Origin of the sequence: Streptomyces sp. URMC 126 (assembly GCF_051386555.1) — a bacterium.
In the GTDB taxonomy this organism is placed as follows: Bacteria; Actinomycetota; Actinomycetes; order Streptomycetales; family Streptomycetaceae; genus Streptomyces.
On record NZ_JBPQTX010000007.1, the window covers coordinates 21,230 to 39,540 of the forward strand.

The following is an 18,311-nucleotide window of genomic DNA, read 5'->3' on the forward strand; positions in this document are numbered from 1 at the left end:
CGACGAGGCCCGGGGCGTTGCCGAAGGAGGTCGGCCCCGGGGATTCCGGTCTGTTATCGGCCCTCCTCAAGTGCCCGGGCCGCTGTCGCCGCCTCCGGGAGCGGCGGCGGCTCGCCCGTGGTCCAGTTTGGCCGGACGGACGTGCGGGAGAAGCGCCAGCCGTCGGGGGTGCGGCGCAGTGTCGCCTGCCAGAGGCCACCGACGGTGAAGACGGGGAGTGCGCCCTCGCCGCATTCGCGGAGGGTCGCGGCGTGGTGGACGTGGGTCATCAGGGAGTTCCAAGAGGCCGTCGCCGTTCCCGCGGTGGCGTCGACGTCGACCAGGAGGTCGGTGGTGAGGTGCTGGGTGCGGGCGAACCAGCCGACGGCCTCCTCCTGTGTTTCCGCATCGCATCGTGGCCCTCGGTCGTTCCGATCGGGTTTCGGCGCGTATGTCGTCGGTGACGTAGGCGCGCGTCCAGTCGTTCTCGAACGCGCGCTCGTCGAGGGCGCGGAAGAAGCGGCTGACGAGCGTGGTGATTTGGAAGTGTTCCTGCTGTGCAGTCATGTCGCTCACTCTCCTCCCTCAACCGCACCTGAGGTCAACTCCGGCAACTTCCCCTTCTTGTTCCGCCACGTCGACGCGGTGCTTTAGAGCGGTATCGAAACGCATAGGAGGGCCGCAGGGACGGTGTCTAGCATCAAGGCAAGGCCTGAGCCACGGAAAACACAAAGAAGGCATTCTCATGACCAATTCGGCATTCGGTCGGCGAGTGGCGGTCGCACTGGCGGCGACGGCGGCGATCGGTGGTCTCACGGCGGTTCCGGCCGGCGCGGCCGCATCGGCGTCCGCGTCGGTATCCGCGCCCGCGTCCGCTTCCGGCGCGGCCGGTATGACCTCGTCCTTCGTCGCCTACGAGGGGACGAGTTACTCCGGACGGTCGGCCGACGTCAACGGCTGCGGACACCACACCATCCCCTTCCACGGTTCCTACAAATGGATTCCCCGTGGGCAGGACGGCCGCATGCACAACGCGGCCGACGGGCGCGACCCCGTCCACACCGTCCTCCGGAGCAACAGGGGCGCGGAACAGTCCACTCCCTTCGGCTGGCAGAGCATTTACATCGTCTGCTGAGCCGGCGGCTGCCGAGGCGGCCGAGCCGACGGAAATCGGAGAAACCGGGGTTCCGGGCACAGAAGTGCCCAAAACCTTTGTTCGCGCCTCGCCGTATGACCGCTCTTTGCCCGTCATGTGACCGGAAGGTGACCGCCCGGCTTATCGGCTTCGCGCGCTGCTTGCCTGTGGTCATGAACACGGACAACATTCCCCGCTCCTCCCGTCGCCGCCGCGCCGCCCTCGGCGTCCTCCTCACCGCCACTGCCACCGCCGCCGCCGCCCTCACCGGCTGCGGCGCGTCAGGCACCGCGTCGGGCGGCGAGGGCGACAGTGCGCGGACGCGGTCGTCGGACGCGGCACGGGACGGCGCGGGCCAGGGGAAGAAGATCCTCTGGGTGGGCGACTCCATCTCCGGTGCGGAGGCGCCGGCCCTGGCGGCGGCGCTGAAGGCGAGCGGCGTGGAGTTCAAGGACGCGTCGTCGGACGGCGGCGGCACGGTCGTCGAGGGCGACCGGATGGCACGGCAGACCGCGGAGTCGACCTGGAAGGACCTCGCCAAGCACATCGGCTCCTTCCGGCCGAACGTGATCGCCTACCAGATCACCACCTACGACTGGGGCACCGCCGAGCAGCAACGCGCCTCGTACGAGAAGCTCGCGAAGACCGCGAAGCGGGCCGGTGCCGAGCTGGTGATCGTCTCCGCGCCGCCCTTCGAGATCGACGACTTCTATAAGAAGTACACGGGGGCCATCGCGAGCGCGCCGAAGGCGGCGAAGGAGGTCGCCGACCGCAGCGGCGGGGCGGTGCGGTTCCTCGACGCCTCCACGCTGTGGGGCACCGATCCCGGCGCCGCCGACGCCCGGCGGTCGGACGACGGCATCCACTCGTGCCAGCAGGGTTCGGCCGCCTTCGCCAAGTGGTTCGGCGAGCGGCTGGGCGCGGCGTACGGGTTCACTCCGGCCGCCCCGGAGAAGTGGGCGACCGGCTCGTGGACCGGTGACGCGCGCTACGGCAAGCTCGGCTGCCGATGAGCCGCGCCACGGCCCGCGACGCTCCGGGCGGGGCCGTCCCCGTACGCCGCGCCCACATCGCCCCGCTCGACGGGCTGCGCGGGCTGGCCGTTCTCGCCGTCCTGCTCTTCCACGCCGGGCACCTGAGCGGCGGCTTCCTGGGTGTCGACCTGTTCTTCGTGCTCTCCGGCTTCCTGATCACCGGACTGCTGCTGCGGGAGGCGGCGGACCGGGGGCGGATCGGCCTGTTCGCGTTCTGGGTCCGACGGGCGCGCCGCCTGCTGCCCGCGCTGGCCGTCGTCGGCGTCGGCACGCTCCTGCTCGCCTGGGCGTTCGCCGGGCCGTCCGTCCTGCTGTTCGCGCTCGACGACGCGCCGGTCGCGGCGCAGTCGGTCAACTGGCACTTCATCACCGAGCGGATCGGCTACTGGAACGCCTCCGGCACCCGCCTCTTCGCGCACCTGTGGAGCGTCGCCGTCGAGTGGCAGTTCTACCTGGCCTGGCCGCTGGTGGTGGCGTTCGCCGGGCGGGGCCGGGGCGGTGAGCGGCGGATCGCCGTGCTCGCCGGCGCGGGGACGCTCGTCTCGCTCGCGCTGATGCTGCGCTTCGGCGACGTCGTGGACACGACGCGCGCGTACGAGGGGACGGACACGCGGGCGTTCGCGCTGCTGCTGGGCGCGCTGGCGGCCACGGCACCGGTCAGGGGCGCGCTCGCCCGGGTGCAGGGGGGGGTGTGGCGGACGGCGGGTGCGCGGTCCTGGCGTGCGGTATCGGTGCCGTCTGGGTACTGACCGACGGGCAGAACGCGCCGGGGCTCTTCCGGGGCGGGCTGTTCGTCCACTCCCTGGCGGCCGCCCTGCTGATCGCGCTCCTCGCCCACGCGCCACACGGGCGCGCCGGCCGGCTCGTGGGCAGCGCCGTCCCGCGCCGACTCGGGGAGGTGTCGTACGGCCTGTACCCGTGGCACTGGCCGGCGTATCTGCTGCTGCCGGGGGCGGTGTTCGGGCTGACGGGGTGGGACGTACGGCGGTGGCGATCGCCGTGTCGCTGGCGGCGGCCTGGCTGACGAAGGTCCTGGTGGAGGATCCGGTCCGGTTCCGGACGTGGTGGGCCGCCGGATGCCGGGGGCTGCCGGGGGTGCCGCCGTCGTCGCCGTCGCCGTGGCGGCGGGTGTGTGGGTGGCGGTGCCGCGGCCGGTTCCGGGGGCGGGGACGGTGGACATCGAGAAGTTGACGGCACTGTGAGGCACGGGTGCGCGCCACGGGGTGCCGCGGGCGGACAAACTGGGCGAATAACCGCGAAAGCCGGACGCACACACGTCCTCGCGCTGCTCGCCGCCGCCTGGGCCCTGACCACCTGCGGTGTCTCCGACGCCGGGCCCGCGGCGGCCGGCGCGCCCGCCGCCGGGGCGCGTCCGGCCGGTGCCGGGCCGCAGGAGGCGCTGGACGCGCTGCTGGCCGGGCCCACCCCGGAGGAGCGGGGCCGCGGGCTCGGGACGGCGCTGCCGCGCGGCGCCCACCGGGTCCGGGCCGAGGCTACGGCGCCCGGGACGGTGGAGCTGTACCTGCCCTGACTGGTACCCGAGTTGGACAGGGCGGCGGTGAACCAGCTGGTGTGCACGGCCGCCGCCGCGCCGGGCGTCCCGGGCGGTGAGCGGCCGGCGGACGTGCGTGTCCAGGTCCACGAGTCCGGGCTGTCCGGGGAGCCGTGGACCGTCCTGTGCGACGAGACGGGTGCCGCCGCCCCGGCGGGGGCTCGTCCTGCCGCCCGGTGACGCATGGTCCGTATATGTACATTCACCCAGGTATCGGCCTTCTTTCGGCGTTTCGGGCGAGGCCGACGGTCTCCCGGAGAGGGCGGACCGACGGGCGGGAGACCCGACGAGAGAGGAGAAGTCCGCGCCATGACACGCGTCCTGCTGATCGAGGACGACCCCGCCGTGCGCCGTGGGGTCACGCTGGGCCTGCGCCGCAACGGCCACGAGACGGAGGCGGTCGGCACGGGCGAGGACGGCCTGGAATCGCTCGGTCCGTTCGCCCCGGGCCTCGTGCTGCTCGACCTGATGCTGCCCGGCATGAGCGGCCTGGAGGTGTGCCGGCGCGTCCGCGAGACCAGCCAGGTGCCCATCGTGATCCTCTCCGCGCGCGGCGACGACATCGACGTGGTGGTGGGCCTGGAGGCGGGCGCCGACGACTACATCGTCAAGTCGGCGAGCACCTAGATCATCGAGGCCCGGATGCGCGCGGTACTGCGGCGCGCCGCCCCGTCGCAGCCCGACCTGGCCGACCGCAGGCAGACCGTCGTCCACGGCGACCTGGAGATCGACACCGCAGCCGTGCGGGTGTGCAAGCACGGCCGGGAGCTGACCCTCGCCCCGTCCGAACTCAAGCTCCTGCTCTTCCTGTCGGCCACCCCGGGGCAGACCTACAGCCGTCAGCAGCTCCTCGAACTGGTCTGGGAACAACAGCTACTACGGCGACGCCCGGCTCGTCGACGCGTGCGTCAAGCGTCTGCGCGCGAAGGTGGAGGACGACCAGCGCGAGCCCTGGTACGTCCAGACCGTGCGCGGGTTCGGCTACCGCTTCGGGCCGCTGTGAGGCTACCGCTTTGGCCCGCTGTGAGACGCCTGCTCGAAGCGGTGCGGCGCCTTCTGCGACGCCTCCTCCCGCGCGGGCTGCGCACCCGGCTCGTCGTCGCGTTCCTCCTGGTGTCGGCCCTCAGCGCGCTGACGACCGCCGCCCTCACCTTCCGGCAGGCGCGCGCCGCGATCCTGGACCGGGCCCGGGACGGTGCCGTGCACGACCTGCGCGCGCAGACCGGCGCCCTCGCCCCCGACCTGCCGGCCGCGCCCGCCGACCGGGACCTGCGCGCCCTGGCGCTCCAGCTCGACCGGGCGGGCGGGTCGCGGGACTGGCGCACGGCGGCCGCCTACGGCGCCGGCCCGCTCGTCCCCGCCGCGGGTCCCGCGCCCGTCCTGCCCGGGCCGCTGCGGGACGCCGCGTCCTCAGCCCGCACCGCCGTCGTCCAGCGCTTCCACCACGGCGGGAACCCGTGGCTGGCCGTCGCCCTGCCGGTCACCCGCGCCGACCGGCCGGCCGATCCGTCCGGACTCGTCGTCTACGCCTCCTTCTCCCTGAAGGACGAGGCACGGGACGTGGACGTCCTCGTCGCCGCCGCGCGCGCCGGTGCCCTGCCCGTCGTCCTGCTGGCCGTCGGACCGGCGCTGCTGGCCGCCCGCCGCGTGCTGCGCCCGGTGCGGCGGCTCCGCTCGGCCGCCGAGAGCATGGCCGCGGGAGCCCTCGACACCCGCATCCGCGTCACCGGGGACGACCAACTCGCCGACCTGGGAAGGACCTTCAACACCATGGCCGAGACCCTCCAGGCCGACGCCGCCGCCCTGCGCGCCATGGAGGCCCGGGCGCGGCGCTTCGCCGCCGACGTCTCGCACGAGCTGCGCACGCCCCTCGCCGTGATGTCCGCCGTCACCGACGTGCTCGACCAGGACGCGGCCTCGGGGCAGCTGGAGCCGGAGACCGCCGAGGCGCTGGAGCTGGTCGCCGACGAGACGGGCAAGCTCGTCCGCATGGTCGAGGACCTGATGGAGATCTCGCGCTTCGACGCGGGCGCCGCCGCCCTGCACCTCGACGACATCGACGTGGGTGAGCTGGTCCGCAAGACCCTCGCCCTGCGGCACTGGCAGGACCGGGTCGGCGTGGGCGTGCCGCCGGGGCTGCGCGCCCGGCTCGACCCGCGGCGCGTCGACGTCGTCCTGGCCAATCTGGTCGGCAACGCGTTCCGGCACGGCGGTCCTGACGTGCCCGTGGACGTGCGGGCCCGGGCGGAGGGTGACCGGCTGGTCGTCACCGTCGCCGACGGCGGGCCCGGCATCCCGGAGGACGTCCTGCCGCACGTCTTCGACCGGTTCACCAAGGGCGACGCGGCCCGCACCCACAGCGAGGGCAGCGGTCTGGGCCTCGCCATCGCCGCCGAGAACGCCCGGCTGCACGGCGGCACCCTCACGGCCGCCAACGGCCCGGACGGCGGAGCGGTGTTCACGCTCTCCCTGCCCCGGGAACCGGCATGAGACGGCACCCGGCAGGAACCGCCCTCCTCCTGCTCCCCCTCACACTCGCCGCCTGCGGTATCGACGACACCGGCCCCTCCCCGTCCGGTGCCCCCGCCTCCGGCCTGCCGCCGGCGGGAGGGCGTCCGGCCCCCGCCCTGCACCTCTACTTCTCCTCGCCCCTGGGGCTGGAGCGGGTCTCCCGTGTCCACTCCGGTCCCGACGTGCTTCAGGCGGCGGTGGACCGGCTGGTGGCCGGGCCCGACGCCGCCGAACGCGGGCGCGGACTGGTGACCTTCATCCCGCCCGGCACCCTGGCACCGACCGCCGTCGCCCAGGACCGGCGGACGGCCGACGTCCACCTGCCGCCCGGCTGGCCCGCCGGCCGCGCGGCGCTCCGCAAGCTGGTCTGCACGGCGGCCGACGCCATCGCCGGCACGGACGACCGGACCTGGCCGCAGGACGTGCGCGTCACGGTCCACCGCCCGGGCGGCGAGGCACCGGCCACGGAGACGTGCCCCCGCTGACGGCCCACCGCGGTCCGCCTGTCTGTCGTACAGGCCGGCCCACGGGAGGTGGTCGAGCCGGTGGCCGGCTCCAACGCCGTCTCGCGGTCCAAGGCGTCCGGCGGGGCGATGGCTCAGCCCGTCAGGTGAACGCTCGGGCCGCGCCGCGCCGCCGGGCAGCGCCCGAAGGCGCCCGGCCTTCTCACACACTTTTGTCATCGCTCTGCCGTACCTCTGCCGAACACCCGGCAATGTCGTGCTCGACCGAAGCCGAACGAAGCCCAAGCACGAAGGGGAACAGAGAAGTGCGGACGGTGAAGCGCGGATCGCGGCGGGCGGGGCTGGTCGCGGGAGTGATGGCCGTGCTGGCGTCGGCGGTGGCGCCGGCCGTCGCCGGCGGCACGGGAGCCGGCACGGGCACGGGCAGCGCGGGAGTGGCCGGCGCGGGAGTGGCCGGATGCCCGACGGTGAGCGGGCACAGGGTCGACTGCGGCACGGTGGACCGGCCGCTGGTGGCCGGAAAACCCGGGCTGGGCACGATCAAGGTGCGGTACGCGGTGGTCCGGCACCGCGCGGCGGGCGCCGCCAAGGGCACCGTCGCGATCAACCCCGGCGGCCCCGGCGAGACGGCTATCGACCGGGCCGAGAAGTTCGCCCACGGCCTGCGGGACCTGCTCGCCGACCCCGACCTGCTGCTGGTCGACCCGCGCGCACCGGGCTGTCCGGCCCGCTGCCGTGCGGGGTCGGCGACGCCGAGTACCGGTTCGGCACCCGGGAACAGCAGCAGGAACTCGTCGCCCGCTGCGCCCGGAACCTCTACAGCTATGTGTCACCGCTGCTGCGGGGGGTGACGGGGTTCGGGGCGACCGCCACGACCTCCTGCTGTTCGTCTTCGGCCTGGGCGGCTTCGCGGGCAACGCGGTGGGCGGGCGGCTCGCGGACCGGTCGCCGCGCGGCACCGCTGCTGACCGTGCTGGCGGTGCTCGCGGGAGCCCTGGCCCTGATCGGCGCGGCGGCGCACGGCAAGGCCGCGGTCGCGCCGGCGATCCTGCTGATCGGTTTCGCCTCCGGGGCCCTGGTCCCGCCGCTCCAGTCCTGGGTACTGGGCGCGGCGGACGGCGGATCCGCCCTGGCCGTGGCCGCGAACACCTCCGCCTACAACCTGGGCAACGCGGCGGGCTCGTGGGGCGGTTCGCGGCTGCTGGACTCCGGCACCGACGTGGCGGCGCTGGGGTGGGCCGGTGCCCTCGTGATCACGGTGGTGCTCGCCGGAGCGGCGGTGGCGCTGCGGGGCGGCGGGCGGCGGGGCGGGTGACCGCCTCCCGCCGGGCGGTGCGTCGTTTCGACCGCTCAGCCGACGCAGGCACCCCGTCACGGCCCCGCGGCCGTCGCGGCCGCTCAGCCGCCCGGCCATGGCAGCCACATCAGCCGTATCAGCCGTCGACGAAGGTCAGGCTGTTCTCGTCGTACCGCGAGCCGGCGACCGCGTCGGCCGGGGCCGCCTCGTCGATCGCGGCGAGTTCCGCCGGGGACAGCTCCAGGGTCGCCGCGGCCACGTTCTCCTCCAGGTACTTCTCGCGGCGGGTGCCCGGGATCGGCACGACGTCGTCGCCGCGGTGCTGGAGCCAGGCGAGGGCGAGCTGGCCGGCGGTGACACCGCGCCCGGCGGCCAGGGCCTCCAGCCGCTCGACGATCGCCAGGTTCTTCTCCAGGTTGCCGTCGGCGAAGCGCGGCTGGGTACGCCGCAGGTCCGTCTTCTCCAGCCCGTCCACCGAGGTGTAACGGCCGGTGAGGAAGCCGCGGCCGAGGGGCGAGAACGGGACGACGCCGATGCCGAGTTCGCGGCAGACGGGCAGCACCTCGGCCTCGATGTCGCGGGTCCACAGCGACCACTCGCTCTGCAGCGCGGTGATCGGGTGGACGGCGTGGGCCCGCCGGATGGTGTCGGCGCTCGCCTCGGAGAGACCGAGGTGGCCCACCTTGCCTTCCGCCACGAGCTCGGCCATCGCTCCGACGGTCTCCTCTATGGGCACGTTCCGGTCGACCCGGTGGACGTAGTAGAGGTCGATGTGGTCGAGGCCGAGCCGGCGCAGCGACGCCTCGCACGCCTGGCGGACGTACGCCGCGTCGCCGCGGATCACCGTGGGCTCGCCGAGCCGGTTGGCGAAGCCGAACTTGGTGGCGACGACGGCCCGCTCGCGCCGCGCGGGGGCGGCGAGGGCCCGGCCGATCAGCTCCTCGTTGTGGCCGCGGCCGTAGAAGTCGGAGGTGTCGAGCAGGGTGACGCCCAGGTCGAGGGCGCGGTGCAGGGTGGCGACCGACTGGTCGTCGTCCGACGCGCCGTACGCGTGGCTCATGCCCATGCAGCCGAGGCCCTGGGCGCCGACCGTGAGTCCGCCGAGTCGTCGGGTGGGAATGCTGGTCATGACCGGTGCCTCCTGGGGCGATGTGGTGCGCTGTCGTCCCAGACGGTAGGAGTTGGAGCGCACTCGAAGTCAAGGCGCTTCCGGAACCGGGCCGGTGAGGGCGGGCGTCCTCGCCCGTGAAGCACGCGACGGCGAACGCCCAGGAGCCCCCCATGCCCTCGTACGCCACCCGGTACCTCTACCTCGCCCGGCACGGCGAGGCCGTCCAGGACGGCACCGCGCTGACCGAGGTGGGCCGGCGCCAGGCGGCGCTCCTCGGCGAGCGGCTGCGCGGGGCGCCGCTGTCGGTGGTCCGGCACAGCCCGCTCGGGCGGGCCGCGGAGACCGCGCGGCTGATCGCCGAACGGCTCGACGGGGTGCCGTTGGAGCTCGCGGAGGAGGCGGACGACGGCATCCCGTACGTACCGCGCCGGGAGGAACTGCCCGCCGCGCACGCGGATTTCCTGCTGCGGTACGTGGACCGCTTCCCGGCCGTCCACCGCGAGCGGGGGCCGGTCCTCGCCCGGCGGGCGCTGGAGCGCTTCACCGGGCCGGTGGCCGGCTCCGAGGACCGGCACGAGCTGGTCGTCACCCACAACTTCTTGGTCGGCTGGCTGCTCCGCGCCGCGCTGGACGCCCCGCAGTGGCGCTGGCTGATGCTCAACCAGGGCAACGCGGCCCTGACCGTGATCCGCTACGCGCCGGACCGGCCGTCCTCCGTGCTGCTCGTCAACGACATGGGCCATCTGCCGGAAGAGCTGCGCTGGACGGGGTTCCCGCCCGAGCTGCGGGTCTGAGGGGCGGCGCCGCGGAATCGGAGGGGCGGCGGGTCCGCCGGCGGGCGCGCTCCGGGCCGCGTACGCCCGCTCAGGCCGCCGCCGGGTCGGTGACGAAACCGTTCATGCCGGCGATGATCTTCCAGCCGTCGTCCTCCCGGGAGACGACGTAGAGGGGCGCGCCCTTGGCCCCCTCGACCGGATCGCCCGCCGGGGAGACCGGCACCTGGACGACGTTGACGGCGATCACGTCGGGCCGGATGGTGAACATGCGGACGACGTCGTAGCGGACCGGCTGGTCGGGCAGGGCGGGGAACACCTTCCGCGCGGTCTCGGCGATCTCCTCGCGGCCGGTGACGCGCCGCCCCATGGCGTTGGTCCAGGTGGCGTTCCGCGCGTAGCAGTCGCCCAGTGCCCGCGCGTCCTTCGCGTTGAACGCGTCCTGGAGTCCGCGGACGACGTCCCGTACCGCGGCGGCGACGTCGGCGGGGACGGCGTCGAGGAGTTCGCTGTTCGTTGCCATGGTGAATACCGCTTTCTCGCTTGAGCCGGGCGCCGGCCGGGAAGGGCCGACGCCCCCACTCAACGACCTCGACCGCGGTCGAGGTCAAGTGCGGTCGAGAGCACGAGCGGTGCCCCGGGCGATGGATTCCACGCGCGAAGGGCGGTGGTCCCCCGCCGGCCGGTGGTCCGCCGGCCGGCGGGGAATCCGTCAGGTCAGATCCTGCCCAGGCGCCACAGCCGCCACAGCCCTGTCCCGTCGCTCAGGTACTGCACCCCCGAGACGGACTGCTTGCTCACCACGAACTCCTTCTTCTGCCAGAGCGGCAGCAGCGGTACGTCCTCCGCGATGATCTTCTGGATGGTCCGGTAGTCGTCCGTGCTCCCGTCCCGCCGGCCGTTCCGCTGGGCGTCGCGGATGAGTTTGTCGATCCGGTCGTTGGAGTATCCCGAGTAGAGCGTGTTCCCGGTGCCGACCAGCGGGCTGGTGAAGGTGTCGGCGTCCGGGTAGTCGGCGAGCCAGCCCAGCAGGTACGCGTCGTACTCGCCCTTGGCCCGGCCCTGCTGGAATCGCGCCCACTCCACGTGCTCGGTCTCGACCCGGAACAGCCCCGTCGCCTCCAGCTGTTTCTTGATGAGGGCCGTCTCCTCGTCCGTGGACACGCCCTTGGAGTAGGCCAGCCGGAAACGCACCGGCACCGTCACCCCGGCGGACCGCAGCACCCGGCGGGCGGCCTCCCCGTCCGGACGCGGGTAGCGGTCGTAGAAGGACGTCGTGTGCCCGAAGACGCCTTGCGGGATGAGGGAGTAGAGCGGTTCGACGGTCCGGTAGTGGACGTCGCGCGCGACGGCCACGCGGTCCACGACGGACGCGACGGCGCGCCGGACCGCGACGTCCTTCACCGGGGACTTGCTCTTCAGGTTGAAGACCAGGAAGCGGGTGTTCGCCGAGGCGTTCTCGGTGACCCTGAAGTCGTTGGCGCCGAGGGACAGCCGGGCGACGTCGGCGGCCGGCATGTCGCGTGAGGCGACGTCGATCGACTGGCTCTTCCAGGCATCCCTGAGCTTCGCCGGGTTGCCGAAGTACCGGACGGTGATGGGGATTCCGGACGTCCGGTTGGCGCCCTTGTAGTGCGGGTTGGGCTTCAACTCGGCTTCCCCGTCGGCCTGGAACCTCTCCAGCCGGTAGGGGCCCGAGCCGTCGACCGTGTCGCCCGGCCGCACTTTGCCCGCCGGATAGGTCCGGCTGTCCACGATCGACCCCAGCCCGGAAGCGATCTTGGACGGGAAGGTGGCGTCCGGCGTCCGCAGCCGGAAGGTCACCTTGTCGTCCCCCTCGGTCCGCACCGACTCCAGCGTCTCCAGCAGCACCGCGGGCCCCTGGTCCGACTTGATGCGCAGGATCCGGTCGAAGGAGAACTTGACGTCCTGGACGGTGAGATCGTGCCCGTTGGCGAACTTGAGCCCGGACCGCAGGGTGCAGGTGTACGTCCGCCGCTCCTCGTCCATGAAACCGCAGCTCTTGGCGGCGTCGGGCGTCGGTTTGTCGGTGCCCGGCGTGAACGTGAGCAGTGATTGGTAGACATTGCCGAAAAGCGACCACGAGCCGGCGTCGTAGACGCCGGCCGGATCCAGCCCGATGACCGCGTCCGTCGTCCCCACGACGATCGGCTTCGTGTCCTCGTCATCCGACGACAGGCTCGAACAGCCGCTCAACCCCACCGACAGCAGTGCCAACGCCGCCACAACGACCTTGCTGCGGCTTCGCCTCCGGACCCCACGCATGGCTGCGCCCCCTTTCCGTGACGCGCCTCACCTAAACACACGAACGCGCGTACGTCCGGGGAATCGGCCAAGTGATCGACTTCCGTGGCCGACAGGCTGTCAGGGGACGTGGCCCGGGAACGGCTATGAGGTGCGACGCAACGCCCTGACCCCACGCAACCCGATGAGGCCGATGACCGTCCCCAGAAGAAAAGAAGTGACCGCCAGCAGCAGATGGACCCAGAAGTACGCGGTCGGCTCACCCGCGTCGTCGAAGGCGAGCCCGCTTCCGTCCTTCCAGAGATTCTTTGCGAAAGTGATCCAGATGAACCAGCTCCACACGCCGAAGGCGAGCAGGAACCAGGAGACGGGGCGGGAGAGGGAGGCGGGGGTTCGAGAGGCTGTCGAGCCGGAGGGATTCACCATGGGTTTCAGTATGCGATCCACAGCACGCACTGGTCCTATCGGGTCCTCGGCGGCTGCCCGGGCCGCCGGCTCGCCCTCGGGGAGCGGGCGGAACGGTACGTTCACCGGCGTGCCGATCATGACATCACCCAACGCGACGGGCTCGGCGGCGGCGTACCGCCGTGGCGCGGCCCTGGTGGCCGCCTCGGCCTCGTTGCTGCTCCCCCTCGCCACCGTGGCCCCGGCGTTCGCGGCCCCGTCCGCTCCGCCGTCCCCCGCCGCCTCCCATGCCACCCATACCCCGTCCGCCCCGGGAAGCCCGGCGACCGGTGCGAGCGCGCATCCGAGCGCGACTCCCGGCGGGAAGCCGAGTGGGACACCGGACGACGGCAAGGGCCGGCCGCCCAAGCAGCCACCGGCCAAGATGTCCGAAGTCGGCGGCGAGCTGCTGGGCCGGCCGGGCGTCCAGGTCCTCCGGCAGCCCGGCGCCCCCGAGCTGCCGAAGGACCTGAGCGGGGACGCCTGGCTGATCGCCGACGCCGAGTCCGGCGAGGTGCTGGCGGCGAAGAACGCCCACTGGCGGCTGGCACCGGCCTCCACCCTGAAGATGCTCTTCGCCGACACCTTGCTGCCCAAGTTCCCCAAGGACCGGCGGCACAAGGTGGTCCCGGCCGATCTGGAGGGCATGGGCGAGGGCAGCAGCCAGGTCGGGCTGAAGGAGGAGTCGACGTACTCCGTGGAAGAGCTCTGGCTCGGGGTCTTCCTCCGCTCGGGCAACGACGCGGTGCACGTGCTGTCGGCCATGAACGGCGGCATCCAGCAGACCGTCAAGGACATGCAGGCGCACGCCGAGCAGCTCCAGGCGAACGACACGCACGTCGTGTCCCCCGACGGCTACGACGCGGACGGCCAGGTCTCCAGCGCCTACGACCTCACCCTGTTCGCCCGCTCCGGACTGCAGAAACCGGACTTCCGGAAGTACTGCTCCACCGCCACCGCGCAGTTCCCCGGTGAGGAGCGGAAAGGCGGTAAGCGCGAGACCTTCGGCATCCAGAACACCAACCGGCTGCTGACCGGCCAGGGCGTGCCCTTCTACAAAGGGATCGCGGGGGTCAAGAACGGCTCCACGACCAACGCCGGGAACACCTTCACCGGCGTCGCCCAGCACGATGACCACAAGCTTCTGGTGACCGTGATGAACCCGGAGATCAAGGAGCCCAACGAGGTCTACAAGGAGGCGGCGGCCCTGCTGGACTGGGGCTTCGAGGCGGTCGGCCACGTCAAACCGGTCGGCACGCTCGTCCCGCCGTTGAACGCGGCGGGGAAGGACGGCGGGCCGTCCGGGAGCAAGGCCGGGGACAAGGCGCAGGCGTCGGTCGCCGGCTCGTCCGGCTCGGACGGCGGCATGTGGACGGCCGTCGGGATCACCGGCGCCTCGGTGGTGGCGCTGGCCGCGGCGGCGTACGTGGTGCACCGCCGGTGGCCGCTGCCGGACCTGGGCAAGCGGCGGAACGACGGGGGCTGAGAGCGGCCGAGGCCGGGGCAGGTCCGGGGAGGTGACGGCCGCGCGCGGCCGTCACCCGCGCCACCCGTCGTCGACCGTCACGCCGGCCCCCGCTCATCACGCCCGTCTCGATCACCACCACGCGCGTCCCGCCCGTCGGAGTTCTCCGCCAGCAGATCCGCGCCGTCCTTGCCGCGCCGCGTGGTGGCCGTCCAGGCGGCGCAGAACAGCAGCAGCTTGGCGATGAAGTTGATCCACAGCAGCAGGGCGATCGGCGTGCCGAACGCGCCGTACATGCTCTTGGCCGCCACCCCGCTCAGATAGCCGCCGATCACCAGCTTGAGCACCTCCAGGCCGACCGCGCCGAGCAGCGCGGCGACCACCAGCGTCCGGGGGGTGGGCTGGACGCGGGGCAGCCGGGTGAGGACGTAGAGCAGCAGGAGGAAGTCGGCCAGTACGGCGGCGCAGAAGCCGGCGGCGGTCAGCAGCGCGCCGCCGATGCCGGCGGTGGGCAGGCCGGTCTTGTCCGCCGACCAGGTGACGGCCGTCGAGGCGAAGGTCGAGCAGCCGAGGGACAGCAGGGTCGTCCCGCCGAGACCGAGCAGCACGCCCGCGTCCTTCAGCCGCAGCAGGAACGGGTTGCCGGGGCTCTCCTCCAGCTCCCACACGGCCCGCAGGCACTCGCGCAGCGTGCCGATCCAGTTGACGCCGGTGAACAGCAGCAGGGCGCCGGCCACGACGCCGACGGTACCGGCGTTGTCCACCAGCGAGCCGAGGTCCAGGGCGCCGGAGATGCCGGGCACCTGCTCGGCGAGCTTCTTCTCCAGGTCCTGCACCTGCTTGTCGCTGAGCACGGCGGCGGCGACGGCCGCGCCCAGGGTGAGCAGCGGGAACAGGGCGACGAAGCTGGTGAAGGTGATCGCGGCGGCGAGACGCGTCCACTTCACGCGGTCCAGGGTCTCGTACGAGCGCCACGCGTGCGTCCGGGACAGCCGGGCCGCGGCGGGCCCGATCACCGGCAGCCGGAACAACCAATCCATGATCCACGTCTACCCCACGCGGGCGGTGCTCACCGCTCGGCGGGGTGCGCGCCCGGGGGCGCGCGCCGGAATCCGGCGGCGCTCAGCGCGAGGCCGCGGCGCTCAGCGGGACGCCGCGGGCGGCCGGGAGGCACCCGTCTGGCCGGGCACGGCGGCCGGGAGGGGCTCCTCCTTGCCGAAGGGGTACTCGCGGTCCAGCCGCCAGACGCCGTCGGCCCCCTGCTCGTAGAGCGCGAAGCCGTCGATCGTCCAGGCCGCCTCGTAGTCCGCCAGCTCCTCGTAGGCCCGGTCCATGGCCTCCTCGGGGATGCCGTGGGCGACGGTGACGTGCGGGTGGTACGGGAACTGGAGCTCGCGGGCCAGCGGCCCCGACGCGTGCCGGATCCGCTTCTGCAGCCAGGAGCAGGCGGAGGAGCCCTCCACCACGTTGACGAAGACCACCGGCGAGAGCGGGCGGAACGTGCCCGTCCCGGCCAGCCGCATCGGGAACGGGCGGCCGGCCGCGGCGACCTCGGCGAGGTACGCCTCGATCACGGGGAGCGACGACGCCTCGACCTCGGTGGGCGGGAGGAGGGTGACATGGGTGGGGATGCCGTGCGCGTGGGGGTCGCCGAAGCCCTCGCGGCGCTTCTGGAGGAAGCTGCCGTACGGCTCCGGGACCGCGATCGAAACGCCGAGCGTTACGGTCCCCATCGAGTTCTCCCTCCTGTGCGCCTGTAGGTCCCCGTGGTCAGTGTGGCGGCTGCGCCGCGTCCCCTGCCAGGTCCCCTGGTCCCGGGCGCGGGAGGACGACGGTCCTCCCTGCGCCTTCGGGCCGTCCGGACTTGTCCGGTGTGACGGACTTCTCACGCCGGGTACCGCTTGGTACCGGAGCGGCTCAGTGCTTGGCGGGCAGGAAGCCCACCTTCTCGTACGCCTGGGCGAGGGTCTCGGCCGCGACGGCGCGGGCCTTCTCGGCGCCCTTGGCCAGGACAGAGTCCAGCGTCTCGGGGTCGTCCAGATATTCCTGCGTACGGGCACGGAAGGGTGTCACCCACTCCACCATCACCTCGGCGAGGTCGGTCTTGAGCGCACCGTAGCCCTTGCCCTCGTACTTCTGCTCCAGTTCCGCGATTCCCGTCCCGGTGAGCGTGGAGTAGATCGTGAGCAGGTTGCTGACGCCCGGCTTCTCCTCGGGGTCGAAGCGGATCACCGTGTCGGTGTCGGTGACGGCGCTCTTGATCTTCTTCGCGGAGACCTTGGGCTCGTCGAGCAGGTTGATCAGGCCCTTGGTGGTGGACGCCGACTTGCTCATCTTGGCGGTCGGGTCCTGGAGGTCGTAGATCTTCGCCGTCTCGCGGACGATGTGCGCGGCGGGCAGCGTGAAGGTGTCGCCGTACCGGCCGTTGAAGCGCTCGGCGAGGTCGCGGGTCAGCTCGATGTGCTGGCGCTGGTCCTCGCCGACCGGGACGGCGTTCGCCTGGTACAGCAGGATGTCCGCGACCTGGAGGATCGGGTACGTGAAGAGGCCGACCGTCGTCCGGTCGGCGCCCTGCTTGGCCGACTTGTCCTTGAACTGGGTCATCCGGGACGCCTCGCCGAAGCCGGTGAGGCAGTTCATCACCCAGCCGAGCTGCGCGTGCTCGGGGACGTGGCTCTGGACGAACAGCGTGCAGCGCTCGGGGTCCAGCCCGGCGGCCAGCAGCTGGGCGGCGGCGACGCGGGTGTTGGCGCGCAGCTCCGCCGGGTCCTGCGGAACAGTGATCGCGTGCAGGTCGACGACCATGTAGAACGCGTCGTGCGTCTCCTGCAGCGCCACGTACTGCCGGATGGCACCGAGGTAGTTGCCGAGGTGGAAGGAGCCGGCGGTGGGCTGGATACCGGACAGTGCGCGCGGACGATCAAGGGCCATGCGCACATTCTCTCAGGTACGGGCGCCGACTCGGTCCGGCGGTGGCCGCGCCGGTGTTAGAAAGGCGGACAACCGCATGCCCCGACCCGAACGGAGCACACGTTGACCGCCACCGAACGCAGCATCGCCGCCGCCGAGGCCCACGGCGCGCACAACTACCACCCCCTTCCGGTCGTGGTGGCGACCGCCGAGGGCGCGTGGATGACCGATGTCGAGGGGCGCCGCTACCTCGACATGCTCGCCGGGTACTCGGCGCTCAATTTCGGCCACGGAAACCGTCGTCTCCTGGACGCCGCCAAGGCCCAGCTGGAACGGGTGACCCTCACGTCCCGGGCGTTCCACCACGACCGGTACGGGGAGTTCTGTACCGAGCTCGCCGCGCTGTGCGGCAAGGACATGGTGCTGCCCATGAACACCGGCGCCGAGGCGATCGAGACCGCCGTCAAGACCGCGCGGAAGTGGGGCTACCGGGTCAAGGGCGTGCCGGACGGCCACGCCAAGATCATCGTGGCGGCGAACAACTTCCACGGCCGCACCACCACCATCGTCAGCTTCTCGACCGACCCCGAGGCCCGGGCCGACCACGGCCCGTACACCCCCGGCTTCGAGACCGTCCCGTACGGCGATCTGGCCGCCCTGGAGGGCGCGATCGACGCGCACACCGTGGCCGTCCTGCTGGAGCCCATCCAGGGCGAGGCCGGTGTGCTCATCCCGCCGTCCGGCTACCTGGCCGGGGTGCGGCGGCTCACCACCGAGCGGAACGTGCTGTTCATCGCCGACGAGATCCAGTCCGCGCTGGGGCGCACGGGCCGCACGTTCGCCTGTGACCACGAGGACGTCGTCCCCGACATGTACGTCCTCGGCAAGGCGCTCGGCGGCGGCGTGGTCCCGGTGTCGGCCGTCGTCGCCTCCGCGGAGGTGCTCGGGGTCCACCGGCCGGGTGAACACGGCTCCACCTTCGGCGGCAACCCCCTCGCGTGTGCGGTCGCCCTGGAGGTGATCGCCCTCCTCAAGACGGGTGAATTCCAGGAGCGCGCCACCCGCCTCGGCGAGCACCTCCACCACGAGCTCAACGTCCTCGCCGGCACCGGCGCCATCGACGCGGTCCGCTGCCGCGGGCTCTGGGCCGGCATCGACATCGCGCCGTCCCGGGGAACGGCACGGGAGGTGTCGGAGCGGCTGATGGAGCGGGGGGTGCTGGTGAAGGACACGCACGGGGCGACGATCCGGATCGCGCCGCCGCTGGTGATCTCGAAGGAAGACCTGGACTGGGGGCTGGAGCAGCTGCGGGCGGTGCTGGCGGGCTAGGACGGCTCGCGTCGAAGACGCGCCCCGGCTCGCGCTCACCGG

22 protein-coding genes and 1 pseudogene are annotated in these 18,311 nt (G+C 72.7%); 15 read left to right on the top strand and 8 right to left on the bottom strand.

Annotated elements, in window-relative coordinates; translation table 11 throughout:
* Nucleotides 1-53: 53 nt before the first annotated feature.
* The gene (locus ACSNOK_RS01950; protein ID WP_436778801.1) at nucleotides 54-542 is read right to left on the bottom strand and encodes a nuclear transport factor 2 family protein; all 489 of its coding nucleotides are present in this window, start codon (nucleotides 540-542) and stop codon (nucleotides 54-56) included.
* A gap of 182 nt (nucleotides 543-724) precedes the next feature.
* Here ACSNOK_RS01950 and ACSNOK_RS01955 point away from each other — a divergent pair, with 182 nt between their 5' ends.
* The 12 genes and pseudogenes from ACSNOK_RS01955 to ACSNOK_RS02010 all read left to right on the top strand — a co-directional run bounded on the left by ACSNOK_RS01955 (nucleotide 725) and on the right by ACSNOK_RS02010 (nucleotide 7,990).
* Complete coding sequence (locus ACSNOK_RS01955; protein WP_436778761.1) at nucleotides 725-1,114, top strand: MiAMP1 family antimicrobial peptide; 390 nt, start codon at nucleotides 725-727, stop codon at nucleotides 1,112-1,114.
* A 173-nt stretch (nucleotides 1,115-1,287) separates the two neighbouring features.
* Entirely contained in the window at nucleotides 1,288-2,127 is an 840-nt protein-coding gene (locus tag ACSNOK_RS01960; RefSeq protein WP_436778762.1) for an SGNH hydrolase domain-containing protein, read from the top strand.
* Nucleotides 2,124-2,897, top strand: coding sequence for an acyltransferase family protein (locus ACSNOK_RS01965; RefSeq protein WP_436778763.1), 774 nt, complete (start codon nucleotides 2,124-2,126; stop codon nucleotides 2,895-2,897). Before ACSNOK_RS01960 ends, ACSNOK_RS01965 begins: the two co-directional genes overlap by 4 nt.
* Nucleotides 2,840-3,172, top strand: a complete 333-nt coding sequence (locus tag ACSNOK_RS01970; RefSeq protein WP_436778764.1) for a hypothetical protein — start codon at nucleotides 2,840-2,842, stop codon at nucleotides 3,170-3,172. Before ACSNOK_RS01965 ends, ACSNOK_RS01970 begins: the two co-directional genes overlap by 58 nt.
* 52 nt (nucleotides 3,173-3,224) lie before the next feature.
* Nucleotides 3,225-3,350: a hypothetical protein gene (locus ACSNOK_RS01975; protein ID WP_436778765.1), complete on the top strand. Its 126-nt coding sequence runs from the start codon at nucleotides 3,225-3,227 to the stop codon at nucleotides 3,348-3,350.
* Nucleotides 3,347-3,679, top strand: coding sequence for a hypothetical protein (locus ACSNOK_RS01980; protein ID WP_436778766.1), 333 nt, complete (start codon nucleotides 3,347-3,349; stop codon nucleotides 3,677-3,679). Before ACSNOK_RS01975 ends, ACSNOK_RS01980 begins: the two co-directional genes overlap by 4 nt.
* Nucleotides 3,680-3,706: 27 nt before the next feature.
* Nucleotides 3,707-3,880, top strand: coding sequence for a hypothetical protein (locus tag ACSNOK_RS01985; protein WP_436778767.1), 174 nt, complete (start codon nucleotides 3,707-3,709; stop codon nucleotides 3,878-3,880).
* Nucleotides 3,881-4,009: 129 nt separating this feature from the next.
* Nucleotides 4,010-4,703 (top strand): annotated as a pseudogene (locus ACSNOK_RS01990) (winged helix-turn-helix domain-containing protein).
* A gap of 41 nt (nucleotides 4,704-4,744) precedes the next feature.
* Nucleotides 4,745-6,190, top strand: coding sequence for an ATP-binding protein (locus ACSNOK_RS01995; protein ID WP_436778768.1), 1,446 nt, complete (start codon nucleotides 4,745-4,747; stop codon nucleotides 6,188-6,190).
* The gene (locus ACSNOK_RS02000) at nucleotides 6,187-6,696 is read left to right on the top strand and encodes a GerMN domain-containing protein (protein WP_436778769.1); all 510 of its coding nucleotides are present in this window, start codon (nucleotides 6,187-6,189) and stop codon (nucleotides 6,694-6,696) included. Before ACSNOK_RS01995 ends, ACSNOK_RS02000 begins: the two co-directional genes overlap by 4 nt.
* 293 nt (nucleotides 6,697-6,989) lie before the next feature.
* Nucleotides 6,990-7,526 (top strand): hypothetical protein, encoded by a 537-nt coding sequence (locus tag ACSNOK_RS02005; protein WP_436778770.1) that lies wholly within the window; start codon nucleotides 6,990-6,992, stop codon nucleotides 7,524-7,526.
* Nucleotides 7,527-7,654: 128 nt separating this feature from the next.
* Nucleotides 7,655-7,990, top strand: a complete 336-nt coding sequence (locus ACSNOK_RS02010; protein ID WP_436778771.1) for a hypothetical protein — start codon at nucleotides 7,655-7,657, stop codon at nucleotides 7,988-7,990.
* Between the two features lie 118 nt (nucleotides 7,991-8,108).
* On the opposite strand, the gene ACSNOK_RS02015 is transcribed toward ACSNOK_RS02010, so the two are convergent.
* Nucleotides 8,109-9,101 carry an aldo/keto reductase gene (locus tag ACSNOK_RS02015; RefSeq protein ID WP_436778772.1) on the bottom strand — a complete coding sequence of 331 codons (993 nt, stop codon included), beginning with the start codon at nucleotides 9,099-9,101 and terminating at the stop codon, nucleotides 8,109-8,111.
* A 152-nt stretch (nucleotides 9,102-9,253) separates the two neighbouring features.
* Here ACSNOK_RS02015 and ACSNOK_RS02020 point away from each other — a divergent pair, with 152 nt between their 5' ends.
* Entirely contained in the window at nucleotides 9,254-9,877 is a 624-nt protein-coding gene (locus tag ACSNOK_RS02020; RefSeq protein ID WP_436778773.1) for a histidine phosphatase family protein, read from the top strand.
* A gap of 70 nt (nucleotides 9,878-9,947) precedes the next feature.
* Here ACSNOK_RS02020 and ACSNOK_RS02025 read toward each other — a convergent pair whose 3' ends face one another.
* The 3 genes from ACSNOK_RS02025 to ACSNOK_RS02035 all read right to left on the bottom strand — a co-directional run bounded on the left by ACSNOK_RS02025 (nucleotide 9,948) and on the right by ACSNOK_RS02035 (nucleotide 12,547).
* A complete protein-coding gene (locus tag ACSNOK_RS02025; protein ID WP_436778774.1) occupies nucleotides 9,948-10,379 on the bottom strand; it encodes a YybH family protein in 432 nt (143 codons plus the stop codon).
* A 194-nt stretch (nucleotides 10,380-10,573) separates the two neighbouring features.
* A complete protein-coding gene (locus ACSNOK_RS02030) occupies nucleotides 10,574-12,142 on the bottom strand; it encodes an ABC transporter substrate-binding protein (protein ID WP_436778775.1) in 1,569 nt (522 codons plus the stop codon).
* Nucleotides 12,143-12,265: 123 nt separating this feature from the next.
* Nucleotides 12,266-12,547, bottom strand: a complete 282-nt coding sequence (locus tag ACSNOK_RS02035) for an SCO4848 family membrane protein (RefSeq protein ID WP_436778802.1) — start codon at nucleotides 12,545-12,547, stop codon at nucleotides 12,266-12,268.
* A 118-nt stretch (nucleotides 12,548-12,665) separates the two neighbouring features.
* Here ACSNOK_RS02035 and ACSNOK_RS02040 point away from each other — a divergent pair, with 118 nt between their 5' ends.
* Nucleotides 12,666-14,051, top strand: a complete 1,386-nt coding sequence (locus ACSNOK_RS02040; protein ID WP_436778803.1) for a D-alanyl-D-alanine carboxypeptidase family protein — start codon at nucleotides 12,666-12,668, stop codon at nucleotides 14,049-14,051.
* 77 nt (nucleotides 14,052-14,128) lie between these two features.
* Here ACSNOK_RS02040 and ACSNOK_RS02045 read toward each other — a convergent pair whose 3' ends face one another.
* The 3 genes from ACSNOK_RS02045 to trpS form a co-directional block, all read right to left on the bottom strand.
* Entirely contained in the window at nucleotides 14,129-15,070 is a 942-nt protein-coding gene (locus ACSNOK_RS02045) for a YihY/virulence factor BrkB family protein (RefSeq protein ID WP_436778776.1), read from the bottom strand.
* Between the two features lie 102 nt (nucleotides 15,071-15,172).
* On the bottom strand, nucleotides 15,173-15,763 hold the full coding sequence (locus tag ACSNOK_RS02050; protein ID WP_436778777.1) for a 2'-5' RNA ligase family protein: 591 nt from the start codon (nucleotides 15,761-15,763) through the stop codon (nucleotides 15,173-15,175).
* Nucleotides 15,764-15,947: 184 nt separating this feature from the next.
* Nucleotides 15,948-16,961: a tryptophan--tRNA ligase gene (trpS, locus tag ACSNOK_RS02055; RefSeq protein ID WP_436778778.1), complete on the bottom strand. Its 1,014-nt coding sequence runs from the start codon at nucleotides 16,959-16,961 to the stop codon at nucleotides 15,948-15,950.
* 102 nt (nucleotides 16,962-17,063) lie between these two features.
* Here trpS and rocD point away from each other — a divergent pair, with 102 nt between their 5' ends.
* Nucleotides 17,064-18,269 (top strand): ornithine--oxo-acid transaminase, encoded by a 1,206-nt coding sequence (rocD, locus tag ACSNOK_RS02060; RefSeq protein ID WP_436778779.1) that lies wholly within the window; start codon nucleotides 17,064-17,066, stop codon nucleotides 18,267-18,269.
* Nucleotides 18,270-18,311: the final 42 nt, after the last annotated feature.

Excerpts from the sequence above, each read along its gene's own strand:
- ACSNOK_RS01955 (WP_436778761.1), top strand. The coding sequence starts at position 725 with ATGACCAATTCGGCATTCGGTCGGCGAGTGGCGGTCGCACTGGCGGCG.
- ACSNOK_RS01960 (WP_436778762.1), top strand. The coding sequence starts at position 1,288 with ATGAACACGGACAACATTCCCCGCTCCTCCCGTCGCCGCCGCGCCGCC.
- ACSNOK_RS01965 (WP_436778763.1), top strand. The coding sequence starts at position 2,124 with ATGAGCCGCGCCACGGCCCGCGACGCTCCGGGCGGGGCCGTCCCCGTA.
- ACSNOK_RS01975 (WP_436778765.1), top strand. The coding sequence starts at position 3,225 with ATGCCGGGGGCTGCCGGGGGTGCCGCCGTCGTCGCCGTCGCCGTGGCG.
- ACSNOK_RS02000 (WP_436778769.1), top strand. The coding sequence starts at position 6,187 with ATGAGACGGCACCCGGCAGGAACCGCCCTCCTCCTGCTCCCCCTCACA.
- ACSNOK_RS02015 (WP_436778772.1), bottom strand. The coding sequence starts at position 9,101 with ATGACCAGCATTCCCACCCGACGACTCGGCGGACTCACGGTCGGCGCC.
- ACSNOK_RS02020 (WP_436778773.1), top strand. The coding sequence starts at position 9,254 with ATGCCCTCGTACGCCACCCGGTACCTCTACCTCGCCCGGCACGGCGAG.
- ACSNOK_RS02025 (WP_436778774.1), bottom strand. The coding sequence starts at position 10,379 with ATGGCAACGAACAGCGAACTCCTCGACGCCGTCCCCGCCGACGTCGCC.
- ACSNOK_RS02030 (WP_436778775.1), bottom strand. The coding sequence starts at position 12,142 with ATGCGTGGGGTCCGGAGGCGAAGCCGCAGCAAGGTCGTTGTGGCGGCG.
- ACSNOK_RS02035 (WP_436778802.1), bottom strand. The coding sequence starts at position 12,547 with ATGGTGAATCCCTCCGGCTCGACAGCCTCTCGAACCCCCGCCTCCCTC.
- ACSNOK_RS02040 (WP_436778803.1), top strand. The coding sequence starts at position 12,666 with ATGACATCACCCAACGCGACGGGCTCGGCGGCGGCGTACCGCCGTGGC.
- ACSNOK_RS02045 (WP_436778776.1), bottom strand. The coding sequence starts at position 15,070 with ATGGATTGGTTGTTCCGGCTGCCGGTGATCGGGCCCGCCGCGGCCCGG.
- ACSNOK_RS02050 (WP_436778777.1), bottom strand. The coding sequence starts at position 15,763 with ATGGGGACCGTAACGCTCGGCGTTTCGATCGCGGTCCCGGAGCCGTAC.
- trpS (WP_436778778.1), bottom strand. The coding sequence starts at position 16,961 with ATGGCCCTTGATCGTCCGCGCGCACTGTCCGGTATCCAGCCCACCGCC.